This window comes from Photobacterium minamisatsumaniensis, assembly GCF_050336695.1.
GTDB lineage: Bacteria > Pseudomonadota > Gammaproteobacteria > Enterobacterales > Vibrionaceae > Photobacterium > Photobacterium minamisatsumaniensis.
The window spans coordinates 64,009-81,027 of the sequence record NZ_JAKJSI010000032.1 but is presented as its reverse complement, the minus strand read 5'-3'; the positions used below and the strand labels follow the sequence as shown (position 1 = coordinate 81,027).

The following is a 17,019-nucleotide window of genomic DNA, read 5'->3' as shown; positions in this document are numbered from 1 at the left end:
TCTCATTATGCGGTTTCTCGTTGTATGGTTTTTTTTATGGGGCGGGATAGCCTCTGCTCAAGAGCAAGACATCTTAGTTATTCACTCGTATCACCAAGGCATGCAGTGGACTGATTCTCTACAAGCTGGCATAGAAGCGGCAACTGAGCACTCCTCCGTTTCTCTCAGTGTTAGTTATATGGACAGTAAGCGCTATCAATCCAGTACCTACATGGCAGAGTTGCTCGATATTTATCGTGCAAAATTAAAACGTAAGCGCTATCGGGCAATTGTTGCCGCTGATAATAATGCGCTATGGCTGGTGAATCAGCTTGGCGATGTGGTTGGTGACACCCCCGTAGTGTTAGTTGGAGTGAATGGCTACCACCCTAATAAGCACCGTGGATTGGTTAAGGTGGCGGGGGTGCTAGAGCAAAGCGACCCATCTTATAACCTGTCATTGGCCCTGTCTGTTCAGCCCAATCTTCAGCAGGTTTATGTGTTTGCTGATAATACAGCAACGGGACAGGCAAAATGGCAAGGGCTAGTCGACTACCTTGCAGCAAATTACCTCGATCTTGAGGTTACCCGGGTTGAAAATGATACCTTTAGTGATCTTTTTCAGGAGGTTACAGAGCTTCCTCTAAATTCTGCCGTGCTTTTTCTTAGCTATTTCCGCGACAATACCGGCCACTACATGGATAGCGATGATTTTCTCGGTCAACTAACGCAGGCGTCGTCAGCGCCCGTCTATGCTTCATATCAGTATATGCTGCAATATGGGGTGGTCGGCGGTGTAATGACCAGTGGTTTTGAGAAGGGGCAACTAGCAGGCGAGTTATTGCTGAGCATCGTGAATAATCAACTTTCCCAATACCCAGTTTTTGTCAGAAGCCCAAGCAAAAAGATTTTTAACTACCCCGTTATGTCTCGCTGGGGGCTGAATGTTGATAACAGTGATGTGCTGGTGTTGAACCAACCTGCGGGCTGGCTTGAACGCTACCAAAATGAAATCCGAGTGCTCACCGTGTCCTTAGGTTTAATGGGGGGGGTGATCATTCTGCTGAGTATTGTGATTCGTCGGCTAAAAAATGACGAACAGCGGTTAAAGCAGAGCCGTGCTTTATTTGCTGGTGTATTTGATCAGAGCTTTCAATACATCGGGATACTGGATATTAATGGTACTTTGATCTCTGGCAACCTCGCTTTGCAAGGGCTGCTCGGTCGTTCTGCGATGAAATATGATCGTGCAATCTGGCAGTGGTATTGCTGGGATAAAGCGGCAATGCTGCCCCTAAAGCAAGCTTTTGAACGTGTTGAACTCGATCAGCAAATGCGGCTGGAGTTAGAGGTTCAAAGTGCGGAAGATGGCTACCGGATGTTGGATGTTTCGATGAAGCGCTTGCCCTATGGGGTCAGTGGCGAAGCCCAAGTTTTATTTGAAGCTCGAGATGTCACAACGCGCTATCAAATGGAAGAAAAACTGCGAGAGCGAGAGGTGAGTTACCGGCTGCTGTACGAGCAGCAACCCGTCATGCTAATGACCATTGACCGCCAGTCTCGAATTCAATCGGTAAACCAGTTTGCTGCCGATCTTCTCGGTTATAGCAAACGGGAGTTGCTCGGTCATAAAGTGTCTGACTTTTATCATCATGGCGAGCTCAAGCCTCAGCAATTTATTTCGACCGCGAGTGATAGTGAGGACAACAAGGTCTGGCGACGCCAACTGCAATATTGCTGTGCAGATGGGCAGCGTGTATGGATTCGTGAGGTGATCCGTTCGATGCAGTCGAAACAACAGCTGCTGGTGGTCGGGGAAGATATTACCTCAACCCGAGCTCTGGAAGAGCAGCTCGCTTATCAAGCCTGCCATGATTATCTTACCGACTTGTTTAATCGCAATTATTTTGAGCGGCACCTTGAGCAGGTATTGGTTGAAGCGCGAGATAAAGGGGCGCGCCATGCCATGTTCTATATCGACCTTGATCAGTTTAAGGTCATTAATGATACCGCAGGTCACGAAGCTGGCGATGAGGCGTTGAAACAAGTCGCTTGGTTACTGAAAGGGATCACGCCTGAGCAAGCGATGTTGGCCCGCCTTGGAGGCGATGAATTTGCAATTATTTTGCATCATTGCACCTTAGAAGAAGCGGTGAAATTTGGTCGTGAAATATTGTACGTGCTTGATGAAGCCTCATTTTACTGGCAGAGCACCCGATTTAGTTTTAGTGGCTCTATTGGTATTCGCTTGATCGATGAAACGGCGGGTTCGTCTCAGCAGGTGCATGCTCAGGCTGATACGGCGTGTTATGCCGCAAAAGATGAAGGTCGTAATCGACTTCACTTGTACCACCCGGATGACGAAGAATTGCGTCGCCGTGAGCAAGAAATGGCATGTGTTAGCTTGATCCGTAAGGCGCTAGCTGAAAAGCGGCTGGAGTTGTATGCTCAGAAAATAGCACCTCTAGGCGCTGTGAGTACACAGCATCACTATGAAATTTTGGTGAGGATCCGCAGTCAAGACAGCGAGATGATTTCTCCAGCCCTCTTTATGCCAGCAGCCGAGCGCTATAACCTCGCACATTTGATTGATCGTTATGTGGTTAATGAGGTCATTAATTGGTTGCTCGACCATCCAGAAGCGGTATCCGAACTTGAAATGTGTGCCATTAACTTATCTGGCCAGTCAATGGGAGATCGTGACTTCGTCCATTTCTTAATTGATAAGATCAGTGGTTCAGGGCTACCCACTCAAAAGCTGTGCCTCGAAATTACCGAAACGGCGGCGATTGGTAATATGAGTGAAGCTATCCAGCTGTTTACTCGGTTGAAAGCATTGGGTTGTAAGATATCACTGGACGACTTTGGTTCAGGGCTATCTTCGTTTGGCTATTTGAAGCGAATGCCTGTTGATATCATCAAAATCGATGGCATGTTTGTCCGTGATATTGCCGATGATGAAATGGACTTTGCAATGGTCAAAGCGATCAATGAGCTGGCGAAGAAAATGGGCAAACAAACGGTGGCTGAATTTGTGGAAAGTGAAGCGATACTAGCGCACCTTAAAGTGTTGGGTGTTGATTATGCGCAGGGATTTTTATTCGGCCAACCTTTGCCTCTTGCGGAACTGGTTGAGCAATTGAGCGCAGATAAAAAAGTGGTACCGCCAAGTAATTATTGCTGAAACGAGCATCGAGAGGCCGCTTGGGTATATAATCCCACGCCTTATTTTCTGCCGAATGACATAAAATGCAGGATTGTTAATGAACCGGAGAGCCCTGTGCAACTAGCCTTAACTTGTGAAAACTCAGAACGCCAACATGACCTCGACCTGCTTGCTGCTCGATGGGGACTGACTCATGACCCTGAGAGTACGTTTGCGTTGGTTTTGACCGCTGAGCGTTTAGAGTTACGTAAGCTTGATGAACCGAAGCTAGGGGCAGTGTTTGTGGACTTGGCTGGTGGTGCTGTGGCTCATCGTCGCAAATTCGGCGGTGGTCGTGGTCAGGCAATCGCAAAAGCGGTGGGTTTGAAAGGGGGAGTCATGCCAACGGTGGTTGATGGTACCGCTGGCTTAGGGCGTGATGCATTTGTATTGGCCTCGCTAGGCTGTAAGGTGCAAATGGTTGAGCGTCACCCTGTAGTAGCAGCATTACTTGATGATGGTTTACAGCGTGCCAAGCAGGATGGCGACATTGGTGGATGGGTGAGCGAGCGTTTAACCCTATTACATGCTTCTAGCCATAATGCGTTAGAGCAATTAGCCGCTGATCCTGATTTTGTTGCACCCGATGTGGTTTACCTTGACCCAATGTATCCCCACAAGAAAAAGTCGGCGTTAGTTAAAAAAGAAATGCGAGTTTTCCAAACGCTAGTTGGCCCTGACCTTGATGCTGACGCATTATTGGCTCCTGCATTGGCATTAGCGACGAAACGAGTGGTGGTTAAGCGCCCTGATTACGCGGAATTTTTAGCAGATAAAAAGCCGTCAACGGCCATTGAAACCAAAAAAAATCGCTTTGATGTCTATGTCAAAGCTGCGATGAAGTAGCCTTTCAGTTGATGCATTGGTATAAATGATCAAAATACCAATTTACCTGTTAGCTGTTGTTTACCACTATGATGGAAAGAAGGTGGACACCAAGTAGGTTGTCTTTGCTGGAGGAAGAAGTAATGGCAAAGTCATTATGTAAGTATCGTCGTATTGAAATTGCGGATAAGTTTGCAGAGATCAGCAAAATTGTTAGCACACCTAATTTTATTTGCAGCAGTTGTGCCCGCGTTGCCAGTGATAAAACATATTTGTGCAAGCCGAGTGCTTTAACATCGCAGCTTACCACTTCTCCTATTGCTGATTCAGCGGTATCGAAATCTGAAGTTCAAGTACATTTGTCGGCGCTAGAGCAGATTGAACAAACGGAGAGTGCGATTTCACCAGTGGTGACGAAGAAGCAAGCAAAGCAGCTGAAGGCGATAGCAAAAGTTAAAAATAAGCGGTTGAAAAAAGCGGCAAAAGCGGTGAAGCGTTATGATAAAGCGCTGCAAAAAGCCAAGAGAGCATTGCAGCTATAGCAGACGGTGTTCGATCTCCAGATACAAAAAAACCTCCAAGCGGAGGTTTTTTTGTATCTGGCAATTATGATTCTTTGATCAGTACTGCTGTCATTAAGCAGGTGATCACAGAAACAATGATGCCAGAAACGATTAACCAAGGAAGTATATCCATAGTTAGCTATCCATCTGTTGAGCAACAAGAGTATCTATTGAATACTTTTTACATACTGCTAGCAATAGGATAGATATAAGATGAAATGACTGTTAACAATTGGAAACAATTATGTGGTGAAAGACACATAAAGTATGGCTTTAGGGTATAAAAAAGCACCCATTCGGGTGCTTTTTGATGTCAAAATGTAATGTTGCTCAATTGTTAATTTTTAGCTGGTAGTGCCAATGTTAACGCTTGGCGAGATGCATCTGCAGCAGCTTGGGCTTGATCGAGCTTCTCTAGCGTATTCACTAAGTAACCGTAGTCAGCAACATTGGGGTTTAGCGCGATAGCTTTCTCAAAATGCTGTTTCGCTTCTTCCCATTTCTCTTCGTGTATGAATAGCTGCCCTAATGCACTGTGAGTGCTTGGGTTGCTGCTGTCATAACGTAGCAAATCTTGCAGGCGAACAATAGCTGGGTGGTAGTCAGCTAGCTTCAGCGTTGGTACAAGCTCAATGAGGCTGTTGTCATTGTTCTTCTTTAATGTATCACGCAATACGCCGTATGCTTCACTGTCAGCATTATGCTCACTCATGAGGGTTACAAAGCATGCAACTAACTCTGGGCGTAGCTTTGCCTTACGGCTTAGGCTATTCCAGTGACCCATTAAGCCTTCGCTGCCACCTTGCTTGGCAAGGTGCTTCATGATGCCGCATTCTGCTTGTACTTCCAGTACTGCAATATCTTCGGCTTGAAGCACACCCGCTTTTTCAAGCTGAGGTAGAAGTGCGAGTAGTGGTTTCCAGTCTTCAAGCTTTAAGTAGCACTCTTTGAGTAGCGAGAGTAATACTGGATTGCGGCTATGATCTGATTTGATTTCCTGCAATGTTGCCATTGCTTGTTCGTACTGCTGTTGGCGAAACTGAAGTTTGGCACGGGTTAAGGCAACGGCAAGGCTTTGGCTATCAATGTCTGCTGCTTGCTTGAGGTATTCATCACGCTGGCTGGCATCACCTTGACCTTGTGCTGCTTCTGCTGCTGCAAGGTAGTTTAAAAGTGGTGTGTCACTGTGCTTAACGGACTTCACGACCAACTTTTCAGCTTGTCTCCAGTCACCTTCGATGACCTTCATTAAACCCGCTGAGGTTTGTAAGCGTGCTTTACGTGCTTTACGGCCAGAAAACCAGCCGCGCGTCGAGCTACCCAATGAGAATAAGCGTTTTAAGATGGTTTCTAGTAAAAAGAAAGCACCGAACAAGATGACAATGAACAAAATGAGTGTGGTTAGGCTCATCTCGAGAGTCTGGTTTGCTACCGAGATCAGCACGTAGCCTTGATTACCAGCCAGCATCGGCCCGGCAACAATACCGGCGATTAGCGCAGCAACCAGCAACAATAGTTTGATCATGCTGGGTTCTCCTCTGTGCTAAGTGGCTTAACTTGCTGGCGTAGACGATCGCTGACTGCGTCGGTGATCAGAGATTGCGAATTAAGCTGGCTTGGGTAGCTTGCTTCAATATTTTCGCTGGCTAGCGCATCAAGGGTACTAATAAAACTCTGTGCTGCTGGATCGTCCATATTATAGAACTGCTCAGCCCAGTCTTTTGCCATCGCCAGCGAAGTGCTATATAGCTCACCTTGTTCACGGTAAACCGACTTAATGGCTGTTTCTAACTTAGATTTGATATTTTCTTGCAGGTAGAAATCTTGCTTTGGCGAAAGTAGAGGAATAACACTGCCATCACGGGTGCGGTACGTCACGAAGTGCTCACTGAAGTTTTTCAGTGATGTTGTGAGGTTTTGCTTCCAATCATCGACCGATGTGGAGACATCAGCGGCTTCAACGAGATCCGCTTCAGGCAAAATCGCATTAGCAAGGGGTAGATTTGCGACCTGCTGTTGTAGGCTCGTTAAGCGTAGTACAAGGCCGTCACGGTCAACACGCGCCACGGCTTTTAATGCCGTAATATCGGTATGCATCGCTTCGCGAATAGGGGTTAGGCTTGGATCGTTTAGTTCGGCAATGCGGTGGTCTGCAGATTCAAGTAGCACGGTCGCGCTAACGGTATCATGCTCTAACCACAACTTACGACCTGCCATTTTGACGAGGTAGTCCGCTTCTGCGAGCAGCCAGTCATTAGGGCGACGTCCTTTCATTTCGGACAGTGCCATTTGCAGGCCTGTAATGGACTTATTCTGTTGTTCTAGCGATACGCTGGTACTTTGCTGGCTGCTTTGTAGGCTAGTTTGTACCTGACTTAGGGTATCTTTTTGGCTCGCATTCAATGTAGATTGCATGCTGCTGAGTTCTTGTTGCAGCGCAGCCATTTGGGCGTTTTGAGTTAGCGTTTGCTGATGGCCGTGGTAATAAAGGCCCGCCCCCAAAGCGATCACGAGCGCAATAGCGATAGCGCCTGTTTTGCTACCACTTTTCTTTTCGTCTGTTGGTTTTGGCTGTTCAGGGGTCTCTGCGGCGGTTGCTGCTTTCTGAGGCTCTTCGGCTTTGGTTGATGTAGGCTGTTTTGGCGATTGCGCTTTGGCACTCGCGTGACCTTGTTTCTCAGAAGTATTTGTCGCTGCGGATTTTTGGTTATCTGCAGGTTTGTCATTATTAGTTTTTTTATCAGTCATCCGATTTTCCCATCGTGCCTATTTTTCTTAGGGTAGTGAAAAGCGGGCCATTAGCAGCACTTCCCACAGTGGAAATTGTAGTAAAACCAAGCTTTTTTGCTTGATTGGCGATTCGCTGGCTTGGTACGAAAAGGTGGCATTGATAAAACCAAGCTTTAGCATTGTCGGGTACTAACTGTGCCAAATGGCTCAGTTGTTCACCACTAGTGATCACCATTTTTGAGACATGCCGCTGTTGCCATTGCTGGCAAAGCGCTTGACCATCAAGTGGGATCCAGCAGCGCTGATAGGTTGCACAATAACTTACGTTAGCTCCACGTTGTTGCAGAGTGTGATAAATGAGCTCTCGCCCCCCATTACCTCGTAAAATTAATATGCGTTTTCCATTTACATCAGACAGTTCTGGCAGGGCTAGTAATCCTTCACTGTCGCACCGTTCTGTTGGCGACCTTACCGGTTGTTCGGTACGGGATTTCAACATTTCGGCGGTTTTATGTCCGACAGCTATATAATGCACGTTTTTCGGCCAACTGGCACCCACTGACATTAAGTAATTGTGCGCTAAGTTGACAGCATTAACACTGACGGCAATCAGGAAATCATCTTTTTTTAATTGCTGAAGCTGTGAAATTAGCTGCTCAAGCTGTTGACCAGGCTTAATTTCTAACAGCGGCTGGGCAATGGCACTGATCCCCGCCGCATCAAGTTGCTGGACAAGTTGATGGCAGTCGGGTGCGGGGCGGGTGATCAGTACGGTCATTTACGCGTTGCCGTAAAGCTTATCAAGAATGTCTTTAGCACCATCCGCCAGCAGTTGTTCTGCTAACTCGGTACCTAGGCGTTCTGCATCTGCTGCTGGGCCGCTAATTTCGCCGCGGACCATTTTACTGCCATCAGGCTCACCCACGAGGGCGCGAAGCCAAATTTGATCGCCTTGAAGTTCAGAGTAACCACCAATTGGCACCTGACAACCACCTTGAAGGCGATTGTTCATCGCTCGCTCACATAAAACGCGCGTAGAGGTATCTGGGTGGTTTAAAACATTCAGCAAATCACGAACACGCTGATCATCCAAGCGGCACTCGATACCAACGGCGCCTTGTCCTACTGCCGGTAGGCTAGTTTCTGGAGCAATCGCATCACGGATACGGTCTTCCATCTTCAAGCGCTTTAGGCCGGCACAAGCAAGAATAATGGCATCGTATTCACCATCATCGAGTTTACGCAGACGAGTGTTTACGTTACCGCGTAGATCTTTTACCACTAAATCGGGACGCTGGGCTCGAATCTGGCACTGGCGTCGCAGGCTTGATGAACCGACAACAGCGCCTGCTGGTAGTTCATCTATGCTTTGGTAGGTGTTTGATACGAATGCATCACGAGGGTCATCTCGTTCACAAATAGTGACCAAGCCAAGGCCTTCAGGGAAATCGACCGGGACATCCTTCATTGAGTGAACTGCGAGATCAGCACGGCCTTCCAGCATGGCAACTTCTAGCTCTTTAACAAAAAGGCCTTTCCCGCCGACTTTGGCTAGTGGGGTATCTAGAATGATATCGCCCTTGGTTACCATTGGTACTAATTCTACAGACAGTCCAGGGTGGGCTTGCTCGAGGGCATCTTTTACAAATTCGGCTTGCCACATGGCCAGTGGGCTTTTGCGTGTGGCAATACGGATAGGGGTGTCAGTCATAGAATTGGTTCCATTGTTAAGCTAGCTATTTACATTAATCCTATCACTACTGAACCATGATGATAATTCACTTATGGCTGTCAGTGCGATGAAGCAGTATTGTCTTGATATCAGCGATAATTAATGTGATATTGTTCACATAAAGTTCACGTGATAGAACCATTATACGTCGTAAACTGGCGGATCATTCGGTTTGTACTAGCTTCAGGTGAGCAGGGCTATGGAAAGGTCGACTGGCAAGATTGCCGTCCATTCACAAATTGTCATAAAACAGCACTATCTTTACGGTTAATACAAAAACTGTTAGATTGATCACGTTTTTGCTTATGTGTAGAGCCACTTCTACATCATTAATGACAAGATTTGGGCCGCTCTCAAGCTGGCAGCTCTTGGAAGAGTAATTTGCAGAACTATATAGAAACGCTTAAAAGTAGACAGGATCAGCTTAACGAGTTACGACGTGAGCGGGCTCGTGCGGCAATGAATACGCAATCTGAGCAGGTATTTAACCTGCTAAGTGTCTTGCTTCATCATAATCACCCATCAGTCCCCGGCTACCTTGACCAAGCCGTACCGGTGGGGATCGCGGCGTTTGACGTCACTGAGCAACAACAACAGTTTATTGATGACTGTGGGTTGGCTTTTTCAGCATCTGTTACTCCTCCTTCACTTAGTGATGATAAGTGTCCAATTCTTGGTCTTTATGCGATGGGCAGCACTTCATCGTTAGGGCAAAGTCTTACCAGTGATCTTGATATCTGGGTTTGTATCCGTACCGATTTACCTGCTGATGCGCGTGCTGCATTAGATGCTAAATGTTCTCTGGTTTCAGAATGGGCGATGGCAAAAGGGGTGGAAGCAAACTTTTTCCTGATTGACGAGAATCGCTTCCGCGAAAACTTTTCTGAAAAAATGACCGGTGAAAACTGTGGCTCAAGCCAGCACTTATTGCTGCTTGATGAGTTTTATCGTTCAGCGGTACAAATGGCTGGCCAACGCCTTCTATGGTTTATGGTGCCACCTGAAATGGAAGAGTGTTACGACGAATATATCGATTATCTTGAACGAGATGGTTATATCCGCCGTAATGAGTGGATTGATTTTGGTGGGTTGGCTCGCATTCCTGCAGAAGAGTATTTTGGCTCCAGCTTATGGCAGCTATACAAAAGTATCGACTCGCCATACAAGTCGGTGCTTAAGGCGATTTTGCTTGAAGCTTACTCATGGGAATACCCACATACCCAGTTATTAAGTGTTGATGGCAAGCGTCGGTTCTTTGCTATAGATCGCACTGAATTCTGTATGGATGCTTATTTTCTTATGCTCGAAAAGGTCACACGTTACCTTGAGCGCATTAACGATCACCGCCGCCTCGATTTAGTTCGCCGCTGTTTCTATCTCAAAACCCATGAAAAGCTCACTCGAGAGCCGGCTTCAGGCTCGGTACCTTGGCGCCGTAAAGTGCTGCAAGAACTGACGGATAGTTGGCAGTGGTCGCATGAAGTGTTGTTGGAGCTGGATAATCGCCGAGATTGGAAAGTTGAGCTGGTTAAAAGTGCCCATAATGGGTTACTCGACGCGTTAATGCTGAGTTACCGTAACTTGATCCGCTTTGCTCGCCGTAACAACATCACTTCGGCAATTAGCCCGGAAGATATCAGCATTTTGGCGCGCAAACTGTATGCCGCTTTTGAGGTGCTACCGGGTAAAGTGACCTTGTTAAACCCACAGCTCTCCCCTGATTTGCACGAGGAAGATCTCACGCTTATCCAAGTGCCTGCGGGGCGAACAAATACTGCAGGTTGGTATTTGTATAAACAGTCTTTAGACCCGATAGCAATCCTCGGTCGTACGCCGTTAGAGCATAACCGCTACCTGAGTAAACTCGTGGCGTGGGCATACTTCAATGGGTTGCTGACTGAGTCGACATGTTTGCATACCGTCGTACGTGACTCAGCGCTCGACATTGATAAGTTGTATCAGTTGGTGAGTGATATTCGCAATACGTTCCCGATCAGACGTCCACAACCGAGCTTGCAGGCATTATCGAGCCCATGTGAGATCCGCCAACTCGGTTTGTTTGTGAACCTTGAAAGCGATCCAACCACGGAATTAAAAAACCGCTCGGTTCGGTTTGATTTTAAAAATACGGATATTTTTAGCTATGGCCCAGAGCAGGCATGCTTAGTGGGAAGTGTGGATTTGGTATATCGCAATTCGTGGAATGAAGTGCGTACGCTGAATTTTACTGGTGAAAATGCCATGCTCGATGCGCTGAAAACCGTGCTGGGCAAAATGCACCAAGATGCCCTGCCGCCAGAGTCAGTTGATGTCTTTTGTTACAGCAAGCACATGCGAGGCCTGATCCGTAACTTGGTGTATCAATTGGTGGCCGAATGCATTGAAATGCGCTTGAAGCCCGTTGAGCAAGAAAAGCGCCGTCGTTTCAAAGCGATCCGCATTGGTAAACAAACCCATGGACTATTCTTTGAGCGCCGTGGTGTATCAGTGCAGAAACTTGAAAATTCAGTGGATTTTTACAGCTGTATCTCAAGTAATAAACTGATGGGATCGGCTAATCTGGTGATGGGGAAAACCGATGAGCCACATCCACCTGAAATTGTTGATTCTTATGCCAGTGAAGGTTTAATTCAGTTTTTCTTTGAAGACTGCGATGAAGGGTTCAACATTTATATTTTGGACGAAACCAATCGTATTGAAGTTTATCGCCAGTGTAACGGTGATAAGGATGAGATGGTGCATGGGGTAAACCGTTTTTACACCTCAGCCCAGGATCGCTTTAGTTATAGCGCTAATTTTATCAATTTTAACCTGCCACAGTTTTACGATATTGTGTATAACGACCGTGGTGAGGCACAAGTGCTACCATACAAGAGTGGTCAGAAAATCCCGCGACGACCGGCGGCAAAAGCCGCCACCGCAATGATGGGCTTGTCGTCGCGTTAATGACACCGGTAGGCTATGACCAGTCTACCGCTTCTTCTGCATGCAGTGAGCATTCTTGTTTTACCAGTGAAATCAGTTCTTCACCACTGCGTGTACAGTGCCATTCCCCTTCTTTAAATTTGAAGTGATAGCCACCAGATTTAGACGCTAGCCATATCTCATGCAGCGGCTCTTGGCGGTTAATTACGATTTGGCTGCGGTTCTCAAATTCAAGTGTTAGCACGTTGCCAGTGGTCTCATAGTCGATGTCGACACCTGACTCATCAATGCCTTCTTCGATGCTCATTAGCACTTCATCGGCTAACTTATGAAATTCTGTATCATTCATCCCATTACGTCCTATTGCTTTTCCTAGTGTTGGTGCGATTATAGAGGGCATTGAAATGATAATCACTGGCTTTCAAAAATGCGCAAAGGTTTATTAGCAATTTTCGTACTGAGTGTTCTTGCCCTGACCGGCTGTGGTCAGAGTGGGCCGTTATATATGCCTGATGATTCAGAGCAACAGCAACAACAATAAGCGTTGATACAGGGAAGAGACTACATTGGATTACTTTAATTACCAGCAAGACGGTCAGCTTTGGGCTGAAGAGACTCAACTGACTGAACTTGCAGAGCGTTTCGGCACGCCACTTTATGTTTATTCACGTGCGACATTAGAGCGCCACTGGAATGCCTTTGACCAAGCGGTGGCGAATCACCCGCATTTGATTTGCTATGCGGTGAAGGCAAATTCAAACATTGGCGTACTGAATGTACTGGCTCGCTTGGGCTCGGGTTTCGATATCGTTTCTGGCGGTGAACTAGAGCGCGTGATTGCCGCTGGTGGTGAGCCATCAAAGGTGGTTTTCTCTGGCGTGGGTAAAACGGCAGCTGAAATGAAACGGGCGCTGGAGCTAGGCATAAAATGCTTCAATGTAGAATCAGAGCCTGAGCTTGAACGTTTAAATCAGGTTGCTAGCGAGCTGGGTAAAGTGGCTCCCGTGTCTTTACGGATCAACCCAGACGTGGATGCCCAGACGCACCCGTATATTTCAACAGGCTTGCGTGATAATAAGTTTGGTATTGCGTTCGAACGTGCACCTGAGGTTTATCGCCTTGCGCAGCGTTTGCCTAACCTTAAAGTGACCGGTATGGATTGTCATATTGGCTCGCAACTGACGGCGATAGATCCTTTTATTGATGCAACCGACCGTTTACTTTCCCTCATTGATACACTGAAAGCGGAAGGGATTACGATTGATCACCTTGACGTGGGTGGTGGTCTAGGGGTGACTTATAGTGATGAACGACCGCCTGAACCGTCTGATTATGCAAAAGCATTACTGGCACGTTTGACTGAGCACGCTGATCTTGAATTAATTTTTGAACCTGGCCGTGCGATTGCTGCTAATGCGGGTGTGATGTTGACTCGCGTTGAGTACCTTAAGCATACCGAGTATAAAAACTTTGCGATTGTTGACGCGGCAATGAATGACATGATCCGTCCAACGCTATATCAAGCTTGGCAGGCGATCGTGCCCGTTGTACCGCGTGAAGGCCGTGCGAAGTTATATGATTTTGTTGGGCCTATTTGTGAAACGGGCGACTTTATTGGTAAAGATCGCGAGTTGTGCCTTGAACCGGGTGACTTGTTGGCCGTGCGTTCAGCGGGTGCCTATGGTTTCGTGATGTCCTCAAACTATAATACTCGAGTGAGAGCCGCAGAAATCATGGTCGACGGCCCTAAGGCTCACGTAGTGCGTGAGCGTGAGGAGTTGGCGCAGTTATGGCAGTCTGAGCACCTGTTGCCAGAATAACGATAAGGAACATCATGCAGGTTAACTTTTCAAAAATGCATGGCTTGGGCAATGACTTTATGGTGGTCGATTGCGTAACCCAGAATGTGTTTTTTTCGCCGGATTGTATCCGGCGGTTAGCGGATCGTAACCGTGGCATTGGTTTCGACCAGTTATTGGTTGTTGAGCCACCGTACGATCCTGAAACCGATTTCCATTACCGTATTTTCAATGCCGATGGCAGTGAAGTTGAGCAGTGTGGTAATGGCGCCCGTTGTTTTGCTCGCTTTGTCTGGATGAAGGGGCTGACCAATAAGTATCACATTTCGGTTAGCACCAAAGCCGGAAAGATGATGTTAAAGCTTGAGAACGATAATCAGGTCACTGTAAATATGGGTGTACCGATTTTTGAGCCAAGTAAGATCCCGTTTAAAGCTAAGCAAATGGAAAAAACCTATTTGTTACGCGCTGGCGATAAAACACTATTCTGTGGCGCTGCCAGTATGGGCAATCCGCACTGTGTTACCGTGGTTGATGATGTATTGACAGCAGATGTCGATACATTGGGCCCATTACTTGAGTCTCATGAACGCTTTCCTGACCGAGTGAATGTTGGTTTTATGCAAGTGTGCAACCCTAGTGAAGTGAATCTTCGTGTGTATGAACGTGGCGCGGGTGAAACGCAAGCCTGTGGCAGCGGTGCATGTGCGGCGGTTGCGATTGGCCGAATACAAGGCTTATTAGATGAAAATGTAAAGGTCTCACTGCCTGGTGGCGACCTGCATATTCGCTGGCAAGGTGAAGGGCAACCGTTATATATGACAGGGCCTGTCGCCCATGTCTTTGATGGACAAATTGTATTATGACCGATGTATACCAGTTTGATGAGCTGTCGCCAGCCCCTCAAACTGAGTTAACAGAGCAAGAGGTGGCCAATTTTCTGCAGGCCACCCCTGACTTTTTTATCCGGCACCCTGATCTGCTGACACGTATCCAGGTTCACCATACCGATCGTGGTGTGGTATCGCTGGTTGATATTCAATTAGAAAGGTTGCGGGCTCAGGTAGCAGAGTTAGAAGGTAAAATGGCGGGCTTGGTCGGGGCCGCGGCTAAAAATAGTCAGTTATTTGATGTCTTTGCCCAGGCGCAGCAGCAGCTATTCCAAACCCACAATATTTATCAAGCGCTGCTGGTATTAGATGACCTTGCCATGAAGCTTGAACTGGATGTGAGTTTACGTTTGTTTGATAGTCTTGATGACCAATTATTACTTGAACGTCGAGAGTTTGAAGGGCTTCGCCGCTCTCGCTTAGTGTCGCGTCCGGTTTATTTAGGTCGACTGCGTAAACAAGAAAGTGACCTGCTCTTTGAGCTGCCTCCACATTTAGGGTCATTTGTGGTGCTGCCACTCGGTGGGAGCGAACGCCCTATTGGTGTCTTGAGCTTTGCAAGTGCTGATGGCGGACATTTCCAACCAGAGATGGATACTTTGTTTGTTGAGCAACTGGCATTGGTGCTGACAAGGCTGATACACCATTGGGAATACTCTCGCGAGGTTATTGAGTGAGTTTACCGAAAGATCTGGAAAAGCCGCTCGAGCGTTTTTATGAGTATTTACGTAGCGAGCGAGAGCTCAGCCTGCATACTCAGCAGAACTATAAGCGTCAGCTCACGACAATGGCAGAGCAACTGGTCGATTTAGGTGTAACTGATTGGCAACTCGTTGATGCTGGCTGGGTACGACAGCTTGCCAGTAAGGGAAAGCGAGATGGGCTTAAAGCGAGCAGCCTATCAATGCGCCTTTCTGCTTTACGTAGCTTTTTAGATTACTTGGTGTCACAGGGCTTTCTTAAGGCCAATCCTGCGAAAGGGGTTTCTGCACCACGTAAAGCGCGGCCATTACCCAAAAACTTGGATGTTGATGAAATGGATCAGCTGTTGAGTGTTGATGGTGACGATCCGCTGTCTATTCGTGATCGGGCGATGATGGAGCTGATGTATGGCGCTGGTTTGCGTTTGTCTGAATTAGTTAACCTCGACGTGAAAGATATCAGCCTACGTAAAGGTGATATCCGCGTGATTGGTAAGGGTGACAAAGAGCGTATTGCACCGTTTGCTGGCCTTGCCCGTGAGTGGGTTGGCCATTGGTTGAAAGTGCGAGGGCAACTTGCCTCACCGGGTGAACCCGGATTATTTGTGTCAAAGCTCGGCCAACGTATCTCAAACCGGAACGTACAAAAACGAATGGCTGAATGGGGGCAGAAGCAGGCGGTATCCAGCCATATTAACCCACACAAATTGCGCCATAGTTTTGCTACCCACATGCTGGAATCGTCAGGTGACTTGCGGGCGGTTCAAGAGTTGCTTGGTCACGCCAATCTATCAACGACACAAATTTATACCCACTTGGACTTTCAGCACTTGGCAAAAGTCTATGATGACGCTCACCCTCGTGCCAAGCGAAAGTAGTCGCGAGTACTTGCTCCCCCTTTGAGCATTATAATCACTGGAGTTACTGGCCTGCCATGCAGTTTTATCGCAACGTTTCACTCCCCAAAGCGTTAACTTTTGATCTTGATGATACCCTCTATGACAATCGGCCAGTGATCCGGCGTGCCGAACAAGCGATGCATGATTGGCTTGCGGCGAATCACCCTGCGACGACAGGTATTGGACGTGAGCACTGGCTGGCGCTGAAACGGCAATTGGCAGAGGCTAACCCAATGTTGCGCCATGATGTGACGTTATGGCGCTACGAATTGATCAAAATTGGCTTGATGCAGCTTGGCTATTCGCTAATACAAGCAGAGTGCGCAGCCCGCCAGGGGGTTGATGTTGTACTTGAAGTGCGTAACCAAGTCGATGTACCGGAAGAAACACACCGCGTGCTAGGTTTGTTGGCGGAAAAAAGGCCTTTGGTTGCAATCACGAACGGCAATGTTGATATTAATAAAATTGGGCTTGGACAATATTTTGATACGGTATTAATGGCTGGCCGCGATGGCCTTGCGAAACCAGAACCAATTTTATTCGCGAAAGCAGCCACGTTCCTTAAGGTTGCCCCGCAAGATATCTTGCATGTTGGCGATCATCTAGTAACAGACGTTGGTGGTGCAAAAGTTAACGGTTTTCAAGCGTGCTGGTTTAATGACAGTCAACGTCAACTATGCCATGAGTCTCGAGCTAAATGGTTACCTGATCTCGAAATTAGTCAGCTATCTCAGCTATTACGTTTGTTTTAGCGGCTCAAAAGACAGTTTG

At 47.2% G+C, this 17,019-nt stretch carries 15 protein-coding genes; 10 read left to right on the top strand and 5 right to left on the bottom strand.

Going from position 1 to position 17,019, the window contains the following annotated elements; all coding sequences use genetic code 11:
* The first annotated feature begins 7 nt into the window (after positions 1–7).
* From L4D78_RS17700 to L4D78_RS17690, 3 genes are all read left to right on the top strand, one after another.
* Positions 8–3,163 (top strand): EAL domain-containing protein, encoded by a 3,156-nt coding sequence (locus L4D78_RS17700; RefSeq protein ID WP_428468170.1) that lies wholly within the window; start codon positions 8–10, stop codon positions 3,161–3,163.
* A 96-nt stretch (positions 3,164–3,259) separates the two neighbouring features.
* Complete coding sequence (locus L4D78_RS17695; protein ID WP_428457789.1) at positions 3,260–4,030, top strand: class I SAM-dependent methyltransferase; 771 nt, start codon at positions 3,260–3,262, stop codon at positions 4,028–4,030.
* Between the two features lie 122 nt (positions 4,031–4,152).
* Complete coding sequence (locus L4D78_RS17690) at positions 4,153–4,551, top strand: hypothetical protein (protein WP_428468169.1); 399 nt, start codon at positions 4,153–4,155, stop codon at positions 4,549–4,551.
* A gap of 358 nt (positions 4,552–4,909) precedes the next feature.
* On the opposite strand, the gene L4D78_RS17685 is transcribed toward L4D78_RS17690, so the two are convergent.
* The 4 genes from L4D78_RS17685 to hemC are packed head-to-tail and all read right to left on the bottom strand — an operon-like array spanning position 4,910 to position 9,013.
* Entirely contained in the window at positions 4,910–6,097 is a 1,188-nt protein-coding gene (locus L4D78_RS17685; protein ID WP_428468168.1) for a heme biosynthesis HemY N-terminal domain-containing protein, read from the bottom strand.
* Positions 6,094–7,320, bottom strand: a complete 1,227-nt coding sequence (gene hemX / locus L4D78_RS17680) for a uroporphyrinogen-III C-methyltransferase (protein ID WP_428468167.1) — start codon at positions 7,318–7,320, stop codon at positions 6,094–6,096. Before hemX ends, L4D78_RS17685 begins: the two co-directional genes overlap by 4 nt.
* Positions 7,313–8,080: a uroporphyrinogen-III synthase gene (locus L4D78_RS17675; protein WP_428468166.1), complete on the bottom strand. Its 768-nt coding sequence runs from the start codon at positions 8,078–8,080 to the stop codon at positions 7,313–7,315. Before L4D78_RS17675 ends, hemX begins: the two co-directional genes overlap by 8 nt.
* The gene (gene hemC, locus L4D78_RS17670; RefSeq protein WP_428468165.1) at positions 8,081–9,013 is read right to left on the bottom strand and encodes a hydroxymethylbilane synthase; all 933 of its coding nucleotides are present in this window, start codon (positions 9,011–9,013) and stop codon (positions 8,081–8,083) included.
* A 402-nt stretch (positions 9,014–9,415) separates the two neighbouring features.
* Between hemC and L4D78_RS17665 the strand changes: the two genes are divergently transcribed.
* Positions 9,416–11,980: a class I adenylate cyclase gene (locus tag L4D78_RS17665; protein ID WP_428468164.1), complete on the top strand. Its 2,565-nt coding sequence runs from the start codon at positions 9,416–9,418 to the stop codon at positions 11,978–11,980.
* A gap of 13 nt (positions 11,981–11,993) precedes the next feature.
* Here the strand turns inward: L4D78_RS17665 and cyaY are convergent, their stop codons facing one another.
* The gene (gene cyaY, locus L4D78_RS17660; RefSeq protein ID WP_428457782.1) at positions 11,994–12,308 is read right to left on the bottom strand and encodes an iron donor protein CyaY; all 315 of its coding nucleotides are present in this window, start codon (positions 12,306–12,308) and stop codon (positions 11,994–11,996) included.
* A 78-nt stretch (positions 12,309–12,386) separates the two neighbouring features.
* Here cyaY and lptM point away from each other — a divergent pair, with 78 nt between their 5' ends.
* From lptM to yigB, 6 genes are read left to right on the top strand one after another with little or no spacing between them, the layout of a single operon-like run.
* Positions 12,387–12,500: an LPS translocon maturation chaperone LptM gene (gene lptM, locus L4D78_RS17655; RefSeq protein WP_428468163.1), complete on the top strand. Its 114-nt coding sequence runs from the start codon at positions 12,387–12,389 to the stop codon at positions 12,498–12,500.
* 25 nt (positions 12,501–12,525) lie between these two features.
* Positions 12,526–13,779, top strand: coding sequence for a diaminopimelate decarboxylase (gene lysA, locus L4D78_RS17650; RefSeq protein ID WP_428468162.1), 1,254 nt, complete (start codon positions 12,526–12,528; stop codon positions 13,777–13,779).
* Between the two features lie 14 nt (positions 13,780–13,793).
* The gene (gene dapF, locus L4D78_RS17645; protein WP_428468161.1) at positions 13,794–14,624 is read left to right on the top strand and encodes a diaminopimelate epimerase; all 831 of its coding nucleotides are present in this window, start codon (positions 13,794–13,796) and stop codon (positions 14,622–14,624) included.
* The gene (locus L4D78_RS17640; protein ID WP_428468160.1) at positions 14,621–15,325 is read left to right on the top strand and encodes a DUF484 family protein; all 705 of its coding nucleotides are present in this window, start codon (positions 14,621–14,623) and stop codon (positions 15,323–15,325) included. Before dapF ends, L4D78_RS17640 begins: the two co-directional genes overlap by 4 nt.
* Positions 15,322–16,227, top strand: a complete 906-nt coding sequence (gene xerC, locus L4D78_RS17635; RefSeq protein ID WP_428468159.1) for a tyrosine recombinase XerC — start codon at positions 15,322–15,324, stop codon at positions 16,225–16,227. Before L4D78_RS17640 ends, xerC begins: the two co-directional genes overlap by 4 nt.
* Before the next feature lie 56 nt (positions 16,228–16,283).
* Positions 16,284–17,000, top strand: coding sequence for a 5-amino-6-(5-phospho-D-ribitylamino)uracil phosphatase YigB (gene yigB, locus L4D78_RS17630; RefSeq protein WP_428468158.1), 717 nt, complete (start codon positions 16,284–16,286; stop codon positions 16,998–17,000).
* Positions 17,001–17,019 lie beyond the last annotated feature (19 nt).